The sequence below is a fragment of the Bacillus sp. PK6-025 genome (assembly GCF_056530265.1).
This window is the reverse complement of record NZ_CP096509.1, coordinates 3561243-3577270: the sequence shown is the minus strand read 5'-3', so window position 1 is coordinate 3577270 and position 16028 is coordinate 3561243. Positions and strand designations below refer to the sequence as shown.

Sequence of the window (16028 nt, the reverse complement as noted above, 5' to 3'; positions counted from 1 at the left end):
TATTTTTACTTGATGGATCCGCTGATCAGACCTTTAACAAGCTGCTTTTGAAGCAGTATAAAAATGATGATGACAGGCAAAACCGATAAAACGGCAAATGCCATCAGATCATTCCACTGGATTCCGTATTGGCTGATCACATTGTAAATGCCGGCCGTCAGCGGCCACAGCTCCTGATTTCGGTTGAATGTCATGCTGTAAATCAAATCTCCCCATGCGAAAAAGAAGGAAACCGCTCCGCTGACGGCAATCCCGGGTACGCTGATAGGCAAAATAATGCGGATGAATGCGGTAAAACGGCTGCAGCCGTCGATTTTGGCCGCATCCTCAAGGTCCTTGGGAATCCCGAGAAAAAAAGTTCTGAGCATTAATACCGAAAAAGGAACGCCGAGCGTTGCTCCCGTCAAAATCGGTCCGATATACGTGTTTAATATGTTCAGCTGATTAAAGGCGATAAACAGCGGAGTCAAAACAACGGTGGCAGGCAGCATTTGCGTGATGAGAAACAGTAAAATGAACATTTTTTTGCCCTTGATCCGAAAGCGCGCCAAGCCGTAGGCGGAAGGAACGGCCAATATGAGAACGATGGCGGCAGCCGCCCCGGAAATCAGCAGGCTGTTCAAAAAGTATCCGGCGATGCCTGAAGTGAACACAGCTTCGAAGCCGGCCGTCCGGAATGTCTCGGGCCACAATAAAGGCGGTGTTTTAAACAATTCTGCCTCGCTTTTGAAAGCTGTGGCGATCATCCAGTAAACGGGGAATAAAAAGCCGGCCGTAACGAGGACGCCAATAATGTTAAAGAGCCATTCCTTTTGCTTCGTTTTCATGACATCACCTCATCTTTTTTGATCAGCCGCAAATAGACAAGACTGACCAAAAGAAGAATGAAAAACAGGACATTGGCGCTTGCTGCGCCCATGCTGAATTGAAATTCGTCAAAGGAGTAGCGGTAGCTGACGGTTGACAGGACTTCAGTGGCGTGCACGGGGCCGCCTCCAGTCATCACAAACACAAGGTCGAACACTTTGAACGTATAAATGAAGCCGAGCATCATGACGACGGTGATCACCGGCCGCAATAAGGGTAGGGTCAGATGAATGAATTTCTGAAAAGCATTGGCGCCGTCAAGGCTTGCGCTTTCATAGACGTCTTCCGGAAGGGAGCTGAGACCGGCGGATATGAGCAGCATATTAAAGGGAATGCCGACCCAGATGTTGGCGATAATAACGGACCAGATGGCAATCTTCGGATCTGACAGCCAGGGGATTGGATTGTCGATCATTCCCCATGATAGGAGCAGCTGATTGAACACGCCTTCATTTGAAGCCATCATAAACTTGAATAAAAGCGCCGTAACCGTCAGCGGAATGAGCCAGCTCACCATCATCAATCCCCTGAGAAACGGGGCAAGCCGAAATTTCATGCTGAAAAACAAAGCGAGCAAAAAGCCGATTGCAAACTGAAAAACGACGCTTCCAGCCGTGTAGAGCAGCGTGTTTTTTAAAGATGCCCAAAATACTTTATCCTGCGCAAGCCGCTGATAATTGTCGATTCCTATAAAGCTGATATCCTTTGATGCTATATTTGCAAGCGACACGTTTTGAAAGCTGAGAATTATGTTGTAGATGAGAGGATAACCGATAAGGGTAAGCATAAAAAGAACGGCCGGGAACAAATAGAAGCACCCTTCCCATTTACGAATGATGGCTTTGATCATGTCAAAACTCCTTCGTGCGCTTAAAGCTAGTTTAAGGCGTTGATTTTTTGTGCGGCCTCATCCAGCGCTTCTTTCGGCGTTTTGCTTTCGCTCAATGCTTCCTGCAGGGCCGTCTGTAAAGCTTCCGAAATTTTCGGCCAGTTTTTCGAAGGGCCGCGGGCTGATGCAATCTCCATGATTGGAATGAAGGCTTTTAAATTGTCATCTGTTTTCCAATGACTTGATGATTCGAGCAAATCCTTACGCGGCGGGAATACACCTGTTTCCGCTGTCAGCGTTTCGAGCCGCTCCGGATCGATCAGCCAAGTGATGAAATCCCAGGCGCCGTCGGTGTTTTTTCCTTTAACGACTGCCATATTTTCCCCGCCAAGGGCGGAAGCGAATGTTTGATCCTTCGGGATGAAGGTAATCCCGTAATGTAAGTGACCGGCTTCTTTCAGCCGTTCAATATTCCAGGAGCCGTTGATCATCATAGCGAGCTGACCTGCTGCAAACTGTCTGGCCAGATCATCCTGGGTGGCGTTTAACACTTCCTTGCTCATTGCGCCTTCTTTGACCAGATCCGTTAAAAACTGCAGGGAAGAGGCTGCTTCTTTTGAATGCATCTGTTTTAAATCTGCTCCGGAAGACAAAAGGAACGGATAAAATTGAAAAGCGCTTTCCTCTGATTTGACGGCTGACAGGGCAAATCCTTTCGTTTGGCCTTTGCTCGTTTTTTTTGCTGCTTTTTTCAGCTCGCTCCACGTTTCAGGCGGCTTGGAAATCCCTGCATCCTTCAAGAGGTCTTTGTTGTAAAACAAAGCAAGCGCATTGCTTGCGAAAGGGATGCCGTAGTACTTCTCTTCATATACGGCTGATGAGAGCGGCCCCTCATAATACCGGTCAGCCTGCCCCCATTGCTCGACTTTCTCTGTCAAATCTTCGAGCACGCCCATGGCGGCGAATGAGGCATTGTCGACATTGTCAAGGAAAACGGCGTCAGGCATGGCATTGCCGGCTGCTCCGACAGACAACTGCTTTTTCACTTCATTAAAAGGAATGTACTCTGTTACGACTTTGTACCGATCCTGAGACCGATTGTACTGGTCGACAAGTTCATGATAAAGTTCCTGCTGTCTGCCGGTGAAATAATCCCAGACTTTGATTTCTTCAGCATGCTTTTCGCCGGCGTTGGTGCCGCTTTTGCAGCCTGCGGAAAAAACGAGAAGAAGGGAGAGGCAGATGATCATCAGACACGATTTTTTCAAAAAGGCTCACTCCTTATGAAAAAAAGCTTGTTAGTTTAATAGCTAAACTAAGTATATTTGGGCATCGCTTCTAATATGCCAGCAGAGTTTCGCAGGCGCGAAAGCAGGGTAAAACGCGGAAACAGTCCGGTGCGTATGATAACAAAGATCGATTGACACATTTTTCGAATGAAGCATATAATAAGGATAAATAATATATGCGTATATGCTCATATATAAAATAAAGCCCGGCGCTGAAAAAGAAAGGTGAGAGAGATGGAAAAGGTGAAGCAGGAATACATGTTAAACGGTCTCGACTGCGGCAATTGCGCACAAAAAATTGAGCATGAGATAGCCGGTATGAAAGGGATTGAAGCGTGTTCAGTCAATTTTGCAACAAGCACGCTGACTGTCAAAGTCGACCAAAACAGCGGCGAAGACATTTCTTCAAAAATAAAGAAAAAAGTAACCGAGATCGAACCGCACGTCAACGTGATGTTGAAGGAAGGGACAAAACAGGCTCCATCCGAAGGTGATGGCCGGTTTAAAAAAACGATCGCAAGACTGGCTGCAGGCACCGTTCTCGGCGCGGCAGGCTTTCTGCTTCCCGGCGGTACCGCAGCTGAGTGGATTCTCTTTTTCCTTGCTTACCTCATCATCGGCGGTGATGTCGTATTAAGAGCCGTCAAAAACATCTTTCGCGGCCGGGTTTTTGATGAGCACTTTTTAATGACGATCGCCACTCTGGGTGCATTTATCATTCAGCAGTATCCCGAGGGCGTGGCGGTTATGCTGTTCTATCAAGTAGGCGAGCTGTTCCAGGGAGCAGCGGTCAGCCGCTCCAGGAAATCGATCAGCGATTTGATGGACATCCGTCCCGATTATGCCAATCTTCAAACGGAAGGCGGTACGGTCAAAGTATCTCCCGATGAGGTTAAAGCGGGCGATATCATCATCGTCAAGCCAGGAGAGAAAGTCCCGCTTGACGGCAAAGTGCGAGCGGGCAAATCGCTTGTCGATACGTCCGCATTAACCGGGGAATCCGTTCCACGAGAAGCCGCACCCGGCGAAGAGGTGCTGAGCGGATTTGTCAACAAAAACGGCGTGCTTGAAGTGAAAGTGGACAAAGAATACAGTGAATCAACCGTTTCAAAGATTCTTGACCTCGTCCAGAATGCCAGCAGCAGAAAAGCGAAAACAGAGAACTTTATCACCAAATTCGCCAAGTACTACACGCCTTTTGTTGTCATAGTCGCGCTTCTTCTCGCTTTTGTCCCGCCGCTGATCATTTCCGGAGCCGCGCTGTCGGATTGGGTGTACCGGGCCCTCGTCTTTTTGGTCATTTCTTGTCCGTGCGCACTTGTCGTTTCCATTCCGCTCGGCTTTTTCGGCGGTATTGGGGCGGCGTCAAAAGCAGGTATACTCGTAAAAGGCGGCAATTATTTAGAAGCGCTCAATGATGTCAAATACGCCGTTTTTGACAAAACAGGCACATTAACAAAAGGCGAATTTGCCGTTGTTAAGCTGTCGCCGGCAGGCCGTGTCAAAGAAGAGGAACTGCTTGAATATGCGGCGCTTGCCGAACATTTCTCAGGCCACCCGATCGCCGAGTCGATCCGTGAAGCATACGGGAAGGAAGTCCAAGCGGATCGCATCAAAGATTACAGCGAGACGGCCGGCTTCGGCGTCAGAGCGGTTGTAGACGGAGCCGTCATTTTGGCCGGCAATGCCAAGCTCATGAAGAAATTCGGCATACAGTATCAAGAGGAAAGCGAAATCGGTACCGTTGTTTATGTAGCCGCCGGCGATATGTTTATCGGCTCGATTGTTATCGCAGACGAAATCAAAGAGGATGCCAAGCGTGCGATCTCTGCTTTGAAAAAAGCGGGGATTAAAAAAACGGTGATGCTGACGGGTGACGCGAAAGAAACCGGTGAGGCGGTCGGCGCGGAACTGTCCATTGATGAAGTGCATGCGGAGCTTCTTCCACAGCACAAGGTGGACCGCATTGAAGCATTTGACAAGCAAAAGCTTCCAAAAGAAAAGCTGCTTTTCGCAGGAGACGGCATCAACGATACGCCGGTCTTGGCGAGAGCGGATATCGGGGTTGCCATGGGAGGCCTTGGCTCTGATGCGGCAGTCGAAGCGGCTGATATTGTGATCATGACGGACCAGCCTTCAAAAATTGCGGAAGCCATCAGCATTGCCAAGCGGACGAGGGCGATTGTCTGGCAGAATATTATCTTTGCGCTCGGCGTTAAAAGTGTTTTTCTCATCTTGGGTGCTTTCGGCATCGCAACGATGTGGGAAGCCGTCTTTTCAGACGTCGGTGTTACCCTTTTAGCCGTTTTAAATGCGATGAGGGTTTTAAAAGTGAAAGAAATGTAACTTTTTTACCACCTAATGAACTGGAAATTCCTTTTTTAGCATCTTCACGAATGCGGTTTGTCTTGTTAAAATGAAAGAGGTTATCAAACTGGCATACTAAAAAATAAGAATAATGAGGTGTCTAAGTGAAGAAGAAACAGCAGTCACCGATGAAATTTGCAGTGATTATGACAGTCGTGGTCGTTTTTCTGATCGGCGCACTTGTCGTACTCAACAATCAAACCCAAAATGCTTCGCAAACCTTTGATGACAAGCCTTCAACTGAAGGACAGCCGCTTCTTGGCAACAAAGATGCGACTGTAACGATCACAGAATTCGGAGATTACAAATGCCCAAGCTGCAAACAGTGGACTGAGACCGTCCTTCCGGATTTGAAAAAGGATTACATCGATAAAGATCAAGTTAATTTTTCATATATTAACTTCGTCAATGAACAGCACGGCAGAGGCTCTGAATTGAGCGCCCTCGCTTCCGAGCAAGTATGGAAGGAAGATCCGGCTTCATTCTGGAAATTCCATGAAGCACTGTACAAAGCGCAGCCTGACAATGACACGATGGAAAACGAGTGGGCGACGCCGGCAAAATTGGCGGACATCACGGAAGCGAATACGAAAATCAAACGCGATAAGCTCATCAGCAGCTTAAATGACAAAACGTTCTCTGAGCAATTAAAAACGGACAATTCGCTCATCAGCAAATACAGTGTAGACTCGACGCCGACGATCTTTGTCAACGACGTAAAAATCGACAAACCGTTTGATTATGACAAAATCAAAGAAACGATCGCCAAAGAGCTGAAAGGCCAGTCTGATGAAAAATAAACTGCTTTTTCTGTACGGCGCCTGGATCGTCTCATTAACGGCGACACTAGGCAGCCTGTACTTCAGCGAAATCCGTAAATTCATTCCTTGCGAACTGTGCTGGTATCAGCGGATTATGATGTATCCGCTCGTGCTGATCCTTGGAATTGCGACATTTCAGGGCGATGCCCGCGTGAAAAAATACGTGCTGCCGATGGCGGTGATCGGCGCAGGCATTTCCCTGATGCATTACATGGAACAAAAAATTCCCGGATTCAACGGTATTAAACCGTGTGTCACAGGAGTGCCTTGCTCAGGGCAGTATATCAATTGGTTCGGTTTCATCACGATTCCGTTTCTCGCCCTTATCGCATTTATTTTGATTATCATTTTTATGTGCTTTCTCAAGGGGAAAGACGAGTAAAAAGAGCATTGTCTGACAATGCTCTTTTTTTTTTACATGTTCAACAAAATGAATGCTATAATATTTGGAAATTATTAAATGGATAAGGATGATGAGGATGGAATTTAAGATTCGTAAAATGAAAAAGAAAGACATCCGACAAGTGCAGCAGATTGCCAAAACAAGCTGGAATCACACTTATGAAGGGATAATCCCTTTCGATATTCAAGAGAAATTCTTAGAGAAAGCGTACAATGATGAGATAATGCAGCAGCGTTTGGAACACTCGTTAATGCTCGTTTCAGAAGCGGACGGAAAAATCGTCGGCTTTGTTAACTACTCATTTGTAAGAGAAGGAGGGGAGGCCTATCTCGCTGCCATTTATTTAGCCCCGGAATACCAAGGAAAAGGCATCGGAACCGCATTATTGGAAGAGGGGCTAAAACATTTGGAGGGAGTAAAAAAGATCTTTGTAGAGGTTGAAACAGAAAACCGCACCGGAAAATACTTTTACAAGGCGAAGGGTTTTGAGGATGTCTCCGAATATGATGAAGACTTTGAAGGGCATATCCTTAAAACGGTTAAATTGGTGTTACATGTATAAGGCGGTTTTTTGAACAGATGAGAGGTTAAGATTTGTTGGCGGAAGGTTCCTTGCCAACAAAACTCACCTGCTCTTTCTTCGCCTTTTCACATTAAAATGAATACTCTCTATACATGTGCAGCATTGTGCATAACTTATCGGGTATATAAATGTTCAAGCTCTTCAAATTTTTGAATCAGGGCATACTCTATATTGTCATCTAAAGGCAGCGATTCAGAAGCATATGTACCAAGCCGGGAATGCTGCCCGACCATAATCGAATACAGCGCATGTTTGAACATGGGTATATCGTTTGCATCATTTCCGAATGCTATAAATTCGTCTTTTTTTATGCCTAACTTCTGAAGTCCGTGCCATTTATCGACTCCTTTTGGACTGATATCTAAGATTTCCTCATTTCCGTGGACGTGAACCACAACATCCATTTTGGCAAGCCGTTCTTCCGCTTCTTTCATATTCGTAGAAGTAAGCAGCAGGATTTTCACTATATTGCGAAGCTCAGCTATCTCAATGTTTTTGGCAAGTTTGTGCGGATCTAAATTGTTTAAAATCGGATGTGTGGCCGGTCCGGTATATGCATAATCCCAATCACTATCTATTAAATATGTCATCCGGTAATCCTCCAGCAATCGAACAATATCGGAGAAGGTTTGTTCATCAAAGCTCGCTGTGGAAATGATTTTACCATCTGCTGCAACCATAGAGCCATTGCCGCCAATCATTGAATAGTGGTGGAATCTCTCGTGTAAAACAGGGAGTAAGTCGCGGATTGGCCTTGCGGAGGCAAAGATGACTTTATGCCCTTGAGAAGCCAGCTGTTCTAACGGCTTAAGCAGCTTTTCAGAAACTGGACGCCCTTTAAAACAAATTGTTCCATCCAGATCAAATACAAAATTCATTTTATTTCCTCCTATATCCCTTAACGTTTTGTTACTCTTATCCTATCAGTTGATCTTATAATGGAAAGGACATATGTCCAAAAAGGGAGCTTTCATAATGAAAATTGTTCAAGATTCGAAGCTGCTTGAAGCAAAATTACACCACTATCATCTTGAAAAAATGTTTGGTCAACCAAATAAGATTCCATTTATATTGCAGCAATATGAGCCAGGCGAGATTATTCTATACGAAGGAATGGAAATCGATTCCCTCTTGTTTTTAGTTGAAGGAAAAGTGAAGGTATCATCAAGCGTTGAAACCGGAAAATCCCTCTTGTTAAGGTTCAGCTATCCTTTTTCAATTATCGGGGATATTGAGTTGATTCGCAGGGTTCCCGTTCAGTCGCAAATTGAAGCAGTCGGCCAATGTTTGCTGATTGGGCTGTCATTTGACTATTTAAGACGGTATGAAATGAATAATCCAAAGCTGTTGCATATGCTTTTAGATCATGTAAGCTATAAACTTCAAACTTGCACAACTGCTTCCCGGGTCAATCTATTAGCATCAGTAGAAAACCGGTTTGCAAGTTATCTCATGTCCACACTGTCACCTGAACATGAAAATAACTTCGGAATGGAGCTGAAAACGGCAAATTTTGAAGAAATCGCAAACCTGCTTGGCACGACACACCGCCATTTAAATCGCGTTATTCATTCCCTTTCTCAAAAAAAGGTGATCGAAAAAAAGGGGAATTCCATCCGGATACTAAACCGGAGTGTATTGCAAAAGATATCAAATGGCATTCGTTTTGAGTAAAAAGCCCCGTTATCTCAGGCAATCCGAGGAGGGATAACAAAGCGGAAGATTACATGGACAATGCGAACCGATCCTGGGAGATCTTTTAGTTGACTTGTTCATTTCGTGAATTGGACATAATAATACAATAAAACAGCCATAATGAATGCGATAGCGATGGTGATCAGTTTATGCCTTGTTTTTCGTAACATCTCATGTGCTCCTTTCGTCTATTCTTGTTCTTTTGCTTTCTCAATCACGGCTGTGATGAACGATTCTTTTCCTTTTGTGTACGAGGTGCGGTCATATGGAAAGCGCCGCGCCAAGGTTTTTTTCAATGTTTCATATTCTTGCCGCTCGGCGGAGTGCTTTCTTAAATAATTTCGGAATCTCAGCTGGTTTTTCCATTCTTCGCTTTGAAAAACATATACGTGCAGATGGTGTGTGCCCGCCCTCCACATTCCCTTTCGAAAAAAGCGCCTGGCAGGGAAGGCTTCGTGAAATACGTGCTCATAACCGAGCTGCTCAAGCGGTTCGATCCAGGCTGAAGCTTCGCTGAGACTGTTGACGCCGGCCATCAGATCGAGCACCGGTTTTGCCGCAAGACCGGGAACAGAGGTGCTGCCGATATGTTCGATAGCGAGAACTTTTTTTCCGAGGACATCCGTGAGCCGCTGTTTTTCAGCTGCAAATTCCTGAGCCCACCCGGCTTTCGCTTTTTCGATGATGATCTCCTGTTCCATGTTTCCACCCCTTTAAAAACGTCTTTTTATATTATAAGATATTTTGATTCAGAGAGGGTTGATTTAAAGGTTGGAGAAGTTATAAAATCAAAAAGATTGAAGTTTAGTATGGAGGACACCTTAGATGGCTTGGGAAGTGTTGAGCATCATCGGTACCGTCGCTTTTGCGATCAGCGGAGCGATCGTTGCAATGGAAGAAGAGTATGATATTTTAGGAGTTTATATATTGGGGATTGTGACGGCGTTCGGCGGAGGGGCGATCAGAAACCTGCTCATCGGAGTTCCGGTGTCCGCCTTGTGGGAGCAGGGGAGCCTGTTTCTAATCGCTCTTGTTTCGATCACGATCGTTTTTTTGTTTCCGAAGCTCCTGTTAAAGCACTGGAGCATCTGGGGGAGCTTTTCAGACGCGATCGGTCTTGCCGCATTTGCGATACAAGGAGCGCTTTATGCCGTTCACATGAACCATCCGGTCAGCGCGGTGATCGTTGCGGCGGTCTTAACAGGAAGCGGCGGCGGAATGATCCGGGATCTTTTGGCCGGAAGAAAGCCGCTCGTGCTGAAAACCGAGATCTACGCCGTTTGGGCCGCTTTGGGCGGATTCATTATCGGCATGGGCTGGGCGGAGAAGCCGCTCACGCTGTATATCCTGTTTGCTTTGCTGGTCGCATGCCGCGTATGTTCGTACATGTTTAACTGGAAGCTGCCGAATCGTTCGCTGCGGTCCCACAGCTGAATAGAAAAAAGCCGATTTTTCGTTGATTGAAAAATCGGCTTTTTATATTGATTTGACCAAAGGTTATATGATAAGATGAAGTGTATTTTAACATAAAATTTCAAATATTATAGTATTATCCATTTTTATTTTATCATGAATCTTTTTTGATGTCAAATCTTTTTAGGGAGTGGTCAGCGTGCAGGAAAACGGTCAGGAATGGCTGGAAGAGGAAAAACGAATCCGGCTTGTTTTAAAGGAATTGGATCAGAAGCTTCATTCTCTAAAGGGAAAGACCGGCGGATTGAAGGAGGATATCATCGATTTACGGAAACATTTCTGGAGCGATGTCACCGTAAACTTGGCCGATGAAAACGAAGCGGTTGAAACATTTTTTAGCATTAAACAGCAGGCTGAGTTTTTGGCTGAAAGGGAAAGGAGTCATAAGCAGTTTTACAACGAGTTGAAAAACTTGTTAAAAGTGAAAGAATCGCCTTATTTCGGCCGTGTAGATTTTTTGGAGGACGGCGAAGAAAACGCTGAATCCGTCTACATCGGACTCGCCTCTTTAATGGACGAAAAAGAAGAGCGGTTTTTGATTTATGATTGGAGAGCGCCGATTTCCAGTCTGTTTTACAACTATGGTCCCGGTGCGGCTCAATACGAAGTTCCGGACGAGACGGTCAGGGGAACGATTGAGCTGAAAAGGCAATTTCTCTTCAAAAACGGCCGGCTGAAAGCGATGTTTAATACGGATATGGCGATTGGAGATGAAGTTCTTCAGGAAGTCCTGGGGCAGCAGGCAGATATTCAGATGAAAAGCATCGTCGCCACAATTCAAAAAGAGCAGAATCAGATTATTCGGAACGAAAGAAGCCGCTTTTTAATTGTTCGGGGAGCGGCTGGCAGCGGAAAAACGTCGGCGGCATTGCAGCGGGCTGCGTATTTGCTGTACCGCGGCCGCGGGCAGATCGAGTCGAGCCAGATGCTGCTATTCTCTCCAAACCTGCTTTTTAACAGCTATGTCGCCAATGTTCTGCCTGAGCTCGGAGAGGAAAACATCCAGCAGACGACATTCCAGGAATTTGTGGCGCGCCGCCTTGGAAAGCAGGTTTCGTGCGAGACTCCGTTCGATCAGCTCGAATATTGTTTAACGGCTTCAGACGATGAGGAGCAGCGCATCCGGATGAAATCAATCGAATTGAAATCAGGTCTGGCCTTCAAAGGCATTATCGATGATTATGTCAAATGTTTGGCAAAAGGGCGTCTGGATCTGGTGTTTAAACATATCGCCTTTCGCGGAAAAAGGATCATTACAAGCGATCAGGTGCGGGAATTTTTCGCGGCCCTTGATCATGCAGATACGCTGTCCAACCGGATTGAAAAAACGGGGAAATGGCTGTTACAGCTGCTGAACAAATACGAACGCCAAGAAGGAAAAAAAGACTGGGTCATCGAGGAAAGCGAGCTGCTGGATAAAGAGGAATATTTAAAGGCCTATAAACGTCTTCAGGAAGAACAGCGATTTACGGAGAATACGTTTGACGATTATGAAAGGGAACAAAACCTCCTTGCCGCTATCATTGCCGAAAGGGAGTTCAAACCGCTCAAGCAAGCGGTAAAAGCGTTCGGCTTTATTGATTTTAAAGGAACGTACCTTCAGCTTTTTTCCGGGCGCTATACCCCGCAAACCCGTCCTGATGACTGGCAAAGCACTTGCACATTCACCCGGAAAAGCTTTCGTTTTGAGAAGCTGCCTTATGAAGATGCCGTCCCTTTTATATATATGAAAAACCAGCTAACAGGCGGGAGAAAAAACACGGCAATCCGCCATTTATTCATTGATGAAGCCCAGGATTACACGCCTTTTCAGCTTGCTTTTTTGAAGAGCCTGTTTCCCGCGTGCAGCATCACAATGCTGGGAGACTTAAACCAGGCGATTCTTGCCCATGCCTATCACGATAAGACGCTCCTGTCGGGAGGCGTGTTTGAAGGCGAAAAAACGGAAATCATCACCTTGAAGCGCAGCTACAGGTCGACGAAAGAAATTGTTGAATTGACAAAGCGCATTATCGAGGGAGGCGAAGAGATCGAAGCCTTTAACAGGAACGGCAAAAAACCGACTTTGACAATATCGGCCGACCTTCATGCACACCATAAACAGATGGCTTCCCTTATAACCGCCCTTCAAAAAGAAGGACTTGAGACGATTGCAGTCATCTGTAAAACAGTCCGGGAATGCAGGGATGCGTTCCGGCATCTTCAGCAGCATACAGAGCTTAAACTGATCGATAAAGAAACGAGAACGTTTCAAAAAGGCGTGATCGTCATTCCCGTCTATTTGGCGAAAGGGATCGAATTTGATGCCGTCGTCATTTATGACGCTTCTGAAAAACAATACAAAAAAGAGAGAGAGCGGACTCTGTTTTATACGGCGTGCACGAGGGCGATGCATGAGCTCCATCTCTTTTCCCTTGGAAAGGAAACGCATTTTTTAAACGGTGTTTCAAATGATATGTACACGAAAAGAGAGTGACGGTGTCACTCTCTTTTTTGGAGAAACCATTGTTTCTATAAGTTTTTTTATTTACAAACTTTTCTACACTAGGCTGAGTCTGTGGCAATCTTCTTCATATTCTGGCAGGTTAAAGAGTTTGTCATCTTAAACAAAAATGAAATGATTTCCAGCATATATAGAGGAAAGTGGTCTGGCTAAATAATATAAAAGCTTTTATTCATCAAATCGCTTCTCTTTTTCTTGAGGATATATAACATATTTTCTATTTTCATTTTACATGCAGGAGATTACGAAATCGAAATCGTTAATTAAAATCTGTTATATTAAATTTTATAGTTCTGTATCATAATATAAAGCTTTTTAAAATTGGGATTTGATGATTAATTTACTCTGTAATATATTATATATAGAGTCTGTTATATATAATGACAAACTCCCCTGCACGAAACGGCATATTCATTTGAAGAGGATTTATTGGGAGGGAAATATTTCATGTCAAACCATTCACCGATTACCCCTGATTTAAGTGACAGCGGCATTCGCTATTTTCGGGCTTATAAGGAAAGCCTTGGTCTTTGGCCAGTTCATTACAAAACTTTCTACGTATCTACCCGTTTCGGCCAAACGCATATTATTGCAAGCGGACCTGAAGATGCCCCGCCGCTTGTATTGCTTCACGGCGCATTATTCAGTTCCACTATGTGGTACCCCAATATCGAGGATTGGAGCAGCAAATACCGAACATACGCAATTGATATCATAGGTGATAAGAACAAAAGCATCCCTGCAGATTTATGCGGTACGAGGGCGGGTTACGCTGATTGGCTTCTCGAAGTGTTCGACGCTTTGGGGATAGAGAAGTCGCACATGGTTGGTCTTTCGCTTGGCGGGCTTCATACGATGAATTTCGCTTTACGTGCGCCAGAGAGAGTAGAGAGAGCAGCGATCCTTAGTCCCGCGGAAACATTTTTGCCGTTTCATCACGATTTTTATCAATACGCTCTTAGCCTCACAGAGCCTGATGGAGTAGAGAATTTCTTAAATTGGATGATGACAGATCGTAATGTGTTACACCCGGTTTTTGCAGAGCAGTTTCATGCAGGCGTAATGTGGCAGGATGGATTAAGACAGCCAAGGCCTAACGCCGACGGATTTCCGTATGTTTTCACTGACGACGAATTAAAATCAGTAAAAGTCCCTATTCTATTATTGCTGGGTGAGCATGAAGTCATCTATGACCCGCAATCAGCCTTACATCGCGCCTCAACATTAGTTCCAGGTATTGAAGCGGAAATCATAAAACAGGCAGGTCACGTTTTATCAATGGAACAGCCTCAATACGTAAATGAACGTATATTACGTTTTTTCAGTAAATAAACCACAGTTTTGTTGTCCATTTCATGGAGATGCAGCGGCTTATACGAGCGGTCATACAAACTTTTTTCAAAGGCTGAGAGTGACGCTGTCACTCTCTTCTTCCATCATATATATCAGTTCTGACATCCAGCACGTTGTTGTTGATGGACACATGGTATTTGTCCTGCCATTCGATTTTGACATGTTCTTCTTCGTATCCCCAATAGATGTTTTTTCGTTCACCGGTGGCAACCGTTGTCAATTCCCCTCTGACGGAAGGGGAGTTCGTTCCCCCGCCTTTATTCACGCTATACAAATTCAGGTTGTATGCTTGATTCGGCGAAGCGGAAGACTGAATCCAATTTCCTTTCGGCAGATGATTCATCGAGTAAAAATGCGTATACACGATATATCCGATGGTAATGCCTGACGCAAGCAAAACAGCCAAAATAGCAAACAAGACGCTTCGGCACGGTGACTTCCTCTGCTCTTCTATTTCTCCGTCAATATAAAGCTCCAATTTGTCTCATTCCTTGATGAAAATTGTTTTTTATAGTTTAAGGAAAAAATCGTATTCTGTCTATTTTGAAGCAGGGTTAACCAAAGAGCGCCGCCAATTCATCCATCACAAACCCGATTTCCTCCTTTGTATTGTAAAAATGCGGGGCTATTCTGATGACGTTGTTTCGCGCTGAGACGATGATATGCTTTTCACGCAAGAGAGCTTCCATACGGCCAGCCTCTTCGGCATACACCGAGATCAGGCTTGTTCTGTTATGTACGGTCTCGGGGCCTATGATCTTCAGGCCTTTTTCCGCCCCGTATTGCAAAGAGAATGCCGCGAGCTCCCGCAGGTAGGGCTCGATCCTGTCGGGCTCTGCTTCAAGCAGCAGCCTCAGTGCCGCGTCTGCCGCGTAAATGCTGATAAATGACGGTGTCCCCGACTCGAAGCGTTTCGCACCTTCCGCAAAGCATGAATCTAAGGCAAATGGTTTGTTCCTGCCGAACCAGCCGGCCGTCTTCGGCTCAAATTGTCCGCAAAGTTCGCGTTTCATATACAAAAAAGCCGTTCCGGGAATGCCGAGCATGTACTTGCGCGTCCCCGCCGCAAGGATGTCGATATCCATGTCTTTGACATGAATCGGAATGTGTCCGGCGGTTTGATAGGCGTCGACAAATAAAAGCGACCCTTTTTGATGAACAATCTCGGCAATCTGTTTTACATCTTGTTTAAACCCGTTCCGATAGCCGGCATGGGGTACACAAGTCAAGAGCGTCTGATCGGTAACGTCTTTTTCGTATTGTTCCAAGTCAATCATCCCGTCTTCGCTTTGAATGATGATGAGGTGATCTTTGAAGCGGTCTTGCGCAAGCCAAATTTGGCCGACGGCAGGAAAATCGATATCCGTGAAGGCGATCTGCCTTCGGTGTGGTGGCTGCGGCAATGAAGCAGCGACAGCCGCCACTGCGTCAGATACTGACGGCAAAACGGCTATCTCTTCTTTTTCGGCACCGATCAGCCGGGCGAATTTTTCCTTGGCTTCATCCATCTTGTCGAGATGCGCTTTCCAGTCTGCGCCGGCTGTTAAAAGGCCGTTCTGATACTCATCAACCGCTTTGGCAACAGGCAGAGCCAACGCGCTGCCGGAGCATGCGGCAAGGTGAACATGACCAGACAATATCGGAAATAAAGAACGGTAAGTGTGGAATGGATGCTTCATGATATCCCTCCTCATTAAAGCTTCGAGCGGGCCTGAAAAAATCCTCTTTTTCACAGTTGAAATTAAGCGGGCAGAAGCCTCTTTAAGCGAAAGAACAACCGCTGCAGCTGTTTGAAAACTGTCACATTTTCGGGAAGCTTTCTTCCGTCAGCATCAAAAGCTCCCA

At 45.5% G+C, this 16028-nt stretch carries 15 protein-coding genes; 8 read left to right on the top strand and 7 right to left on the bottom strand.

Annotated features, from left to right (window positions below; all coding sequences use genetic code 11):
- Positions 1-5: 5 nt before the first annotated feature.
- Genes M1D67_RS18385 through M1D67_RS18375 form a run of 3 tightly spaced genes read right to left on the bottom strand, consistent with a single transcriptional unit; the run spans position 6 to position 2964 of the window.
- A complete protein-coding gene (locus M1D67_RS18385; protein WP_023856275.1) occupies positions 6-827 on the bottom strand; it encodes a carbohydrate ABC transporter permease in 822 nt (273 codons plus the stop codon).
- Positions 824-1717 carry a carbohydrate ABC transporter permease gene (locus tag M1D67_RS18380; protein ID WP_020452942.1) on the bottom strand — a complete coding sequence of 298 codons (894 nt, stop codon included), beginning with the start codon at positions 1715-1717 and terminating at the stop codon, positions 824-826. The genes M1D67_RS18385 and M1D67_RS18380 overlap by 4 nt, the downstream gene beginning before the upstream one ends.
- 26 nt (positions 1718-1743) lie before the next feature.
- Positions 1744-2964, bottom strand: coding sequence for an ABC transporter substrate-binding protein (locus tag M1D67_RS18375; protein WP_023856273.1), 1221 nt, complete (start codon positions 2962-2964; stop codon positions 1744-1746).
- A gap of 255 nt (positions 2965-3219) precedes the next feature.
- Here M1D67_RS18375 and M1D67_RS18370 point away from each other — a divergent pair, with 255 nt between their 5' ends.
- The 4 genes from M1D67_RS18370 to M1D67_RS18355 all read left to right on the top strand — a co-directional run bounded on the left by M1D67_RS18370 (position 3220) and on the right by M1D67_RS18355 (position 7138).
- Positions 3220-5331, top strand: a complete 2112-nt coding sequence (locus M1D67_RS18370) for a heavy metal translocating P-type ATPase (RefSeq protein ID WP_105981224.1) — start codon at positions 3220-3222, stop codon at positions 5329-5331.
- 125 nt (positions 5332-5456) lie between these two features.
- Entirely contained in the window at positions 5457-6152 is a 696-nt protein-coding gene (locus M1D67_RS18365; protein WP_479831434.1) for a thioredoxin domain-containing protein, read from the top strand.
- Positions 6142-6555 (top strand): disulfide oxidoreductase, encoded by a 414-nt coding sequence (locus M1D67_RS18360; protein WP_003185211.1) that lies wholly within the window; start codon positions 6142-6144, stop codon positions 6553-6555. The genes M1D67_RS18365 and M1D67_RS18360 overlap by 11 nt, the downstream gene beginning before the upstream one ends.
- A 97-nt stretch (positions 6556-6652) precedes the next feature.
- Entirely contained in the window at positions 6653-7138 is a 486-nt protein-coding gene (locus M1D67_RS18355; RefSeq protein ID WP_458118056.1) for a GNAT family N-acetyltransferase, read from the top strand.
- A gap of 134 nt (positions 7139-7272) precedes the next feature.
- Here the strand turns inward: M1D67_RS18355 and M1D67_RS18350 are convergent, their stop codons facing one another.
- Complete coding sequence (locus M1D67_RS18350) at positions 7273-8037, bottom strand: HAD-IIB family hydrolase (protein ID WP_479831433.1); 765 nt, start codon at positions 8035-8037, stop codon at positions 7273-7275.
- Between the two features lie 97 nt (positions 8038-8134).
- Between M1D67_RS18350 and M1D67_RS18345 the strand changes: the two genes are divergently transcribed.
- A complete protein-coding gene (locus M1D67_RS18345) occupies positions 8135-8833 on the top strand; it encodes a Crp/Fnr family transcriptional regulator (protein WP_458117571.1) in 699 nt (232 codons plus the stop codon).
- A gap of 209 nt (positions 8834-9042) precedes the next feature.
- On the opposite strand, the gene M1D67_RS18340 is transcribed toward M1D67_RS18345, so the two are convergent.
- The gene (locus tag M1D67_RS18340) at positions 9043-9555 is read right to left on the bottom strand and encodes a GrpB family protein (protein ID WP_479831432.1); all 513 of its coding nucleotides are present in this window, start codon (positions 9553-9555) and stop codon (positions 9043-9045) included.
- A 124-nt stretch (positions 9556-9679) separates the two neighbouring features.
- On the opposite strand from M1D67_RS18340, the gene M1D67_RS18335 reads away from it, so the two are divergent.
- From M1D67_RS18335 to M1D67_RS18325, 3 genes are all read left to right on the top strand, one after another.
- Complete coding sequence (locus M1D67_RS18335) at positions 9680-10288, top strand: trimeric intracellular cation channel family protein (protein ID WP_003185205.1); 609 nt, start codon at positions 9680-9682, stop codon at positions 10286-10288.
- 178 nt (positions 10289-10466) lie between these two features.
- A complete protein-coding gene (helD, locus tag M1D67_RS18330; protein WP_144498920.1) occupies positions 10467-12803 on the top strand; it encodes an RNA polymerase recycling motor HelD in 2337 nt (778 codons plus the stop codon).
- Between the two features lie 474 nt (positions 12804-13277).
- Positions 13278-14162 carry a carboxylesterase gene (locus M1D67_RS18325; protein ID WP_144498918.1) on the top strand — a complete coding sequence of 295 codons (885 nt, stop codon included), beginning with the start codon at positions 13278-13280 and terminating at the stop codon, positions 14160-14162.
- An 88-nt stretch (positions 14163-14250) separates the two neighbouring features.
- Here M1D67_RS18325 and M1D67_RS18320 read toward each other — a convergent pair whose 3' ends face one another.
- Both M1D67_RS18320 and M1D67_RS18315 read right to left on the bottom strand, forming a co-directional pair.
- Positions 14251-14661 (bottom strand): DUF5412 domain-containing protein, encoded by a 411-nt coding sequence (locus M1D67_RS18320; RefSeq protein ID WP_095292243.1) that lies wholly within the window; start codon positions 14659-14661, stop codon positions 14251-14253.
- 76 nt (positions 14662-14737) lie between these two features.
- Positions 14738-15862, bottom strand: a complete 1125-nt coding sequence (locus M1D67_RS18315; RefSeq protein WP_035337684.1) for an aminotransferase class V-fold PLP-dependent enzyme — start codon at positions 15860-15862, stop codon at positions 14738-14740.
- Positions 15863-16028: the final 166 nt, after the last annotated feature.

What these genes read in the sequence shown, in the direction of transcription:
- M1D67_RS18385 (WP_023856275.1), bottom strand. Translation starts at nt 827, where the DNA reads ATGAAAACGAAGCAAAAGGAATGGCTCTTTAACATTATTGGCGTCCTC.
- M1D67_RS18380 (WP_020452942.1), bottom strand. Translation starts at nt 1,717, where the DNA reads ATGATCAAAGCCATCATTCGTAAATGGGAAGGGTGCTTCTATTTGTTC.
- M1D67_RS18370 (WP_105981224.1), top strand. Translation starts at nt 3,220, where the DNA reads ATGGAAAAGGTGAAGCAGGAATACATGTTAAACGGTCTCGACTGCGGC.
- M1D67_RS18360 (WP_003185211.1), top strand. Translation starts at nt 6,142, where the DNA reads ATGAAAAATAAACTGCTTTTTCTGTACGGCGCCTGGATCGTCTCATTA.
- M1D67_RS18355 (WP_458118056.1), top strand. Translation starts at nt 6,653, where the DNA reads ATGGAATTTAAGATTCGTAAAATGAAAAAGAAAGACATCCGACAAGTG.
- M1D67_RS18350 (WP_479831433.1), bottom strand. Translation starts at nt 8,037, where the DNA reads ATGAATTTTGTATTTGATCTGGATGGAACAATTTGTTTTAAAGGGCGT.
- M1D67_RS18345 (WP_458117571.1), top strand. Translation starts at nt 8,135, where the DNA reads ATGAAAATTGTTCAAGATTCGAAGCTGCTTGAAGCAAAATTACACCAC.
- M1D67_RS18340 (WP_479831432.1), bottom strand. Translation starts at nt 9,555, where the DNA reads ATGGAACAGGAGATCATCATCGAAAAAGCGAAAGCCGGGTGGGCTCAG.
- M1D67_RS18335 (WP_003185205.1), top strand. Translation starts at nt 9,680, where the DNA reads ATGGCTTGGGAAGTGTTGAGCATCATCGGTACCGTCGCTTTTGCGATC.
- M1D67_RS18325 (WP_144498918.1), top strand. Translation starts at nt 13,278, where the DNA reads ATGTCAAACCATTCACCGATTACCCCTGATTTAAGTGACAGCGGCATT.
- M1D67_RS18315 (WP_035337684.1), bottom strand. Translation starts at nt 15,862, where the DNA reads ATGAAGCATCCATTCCACACTTACCGTTCTTTATTTCCGATATTGTCT.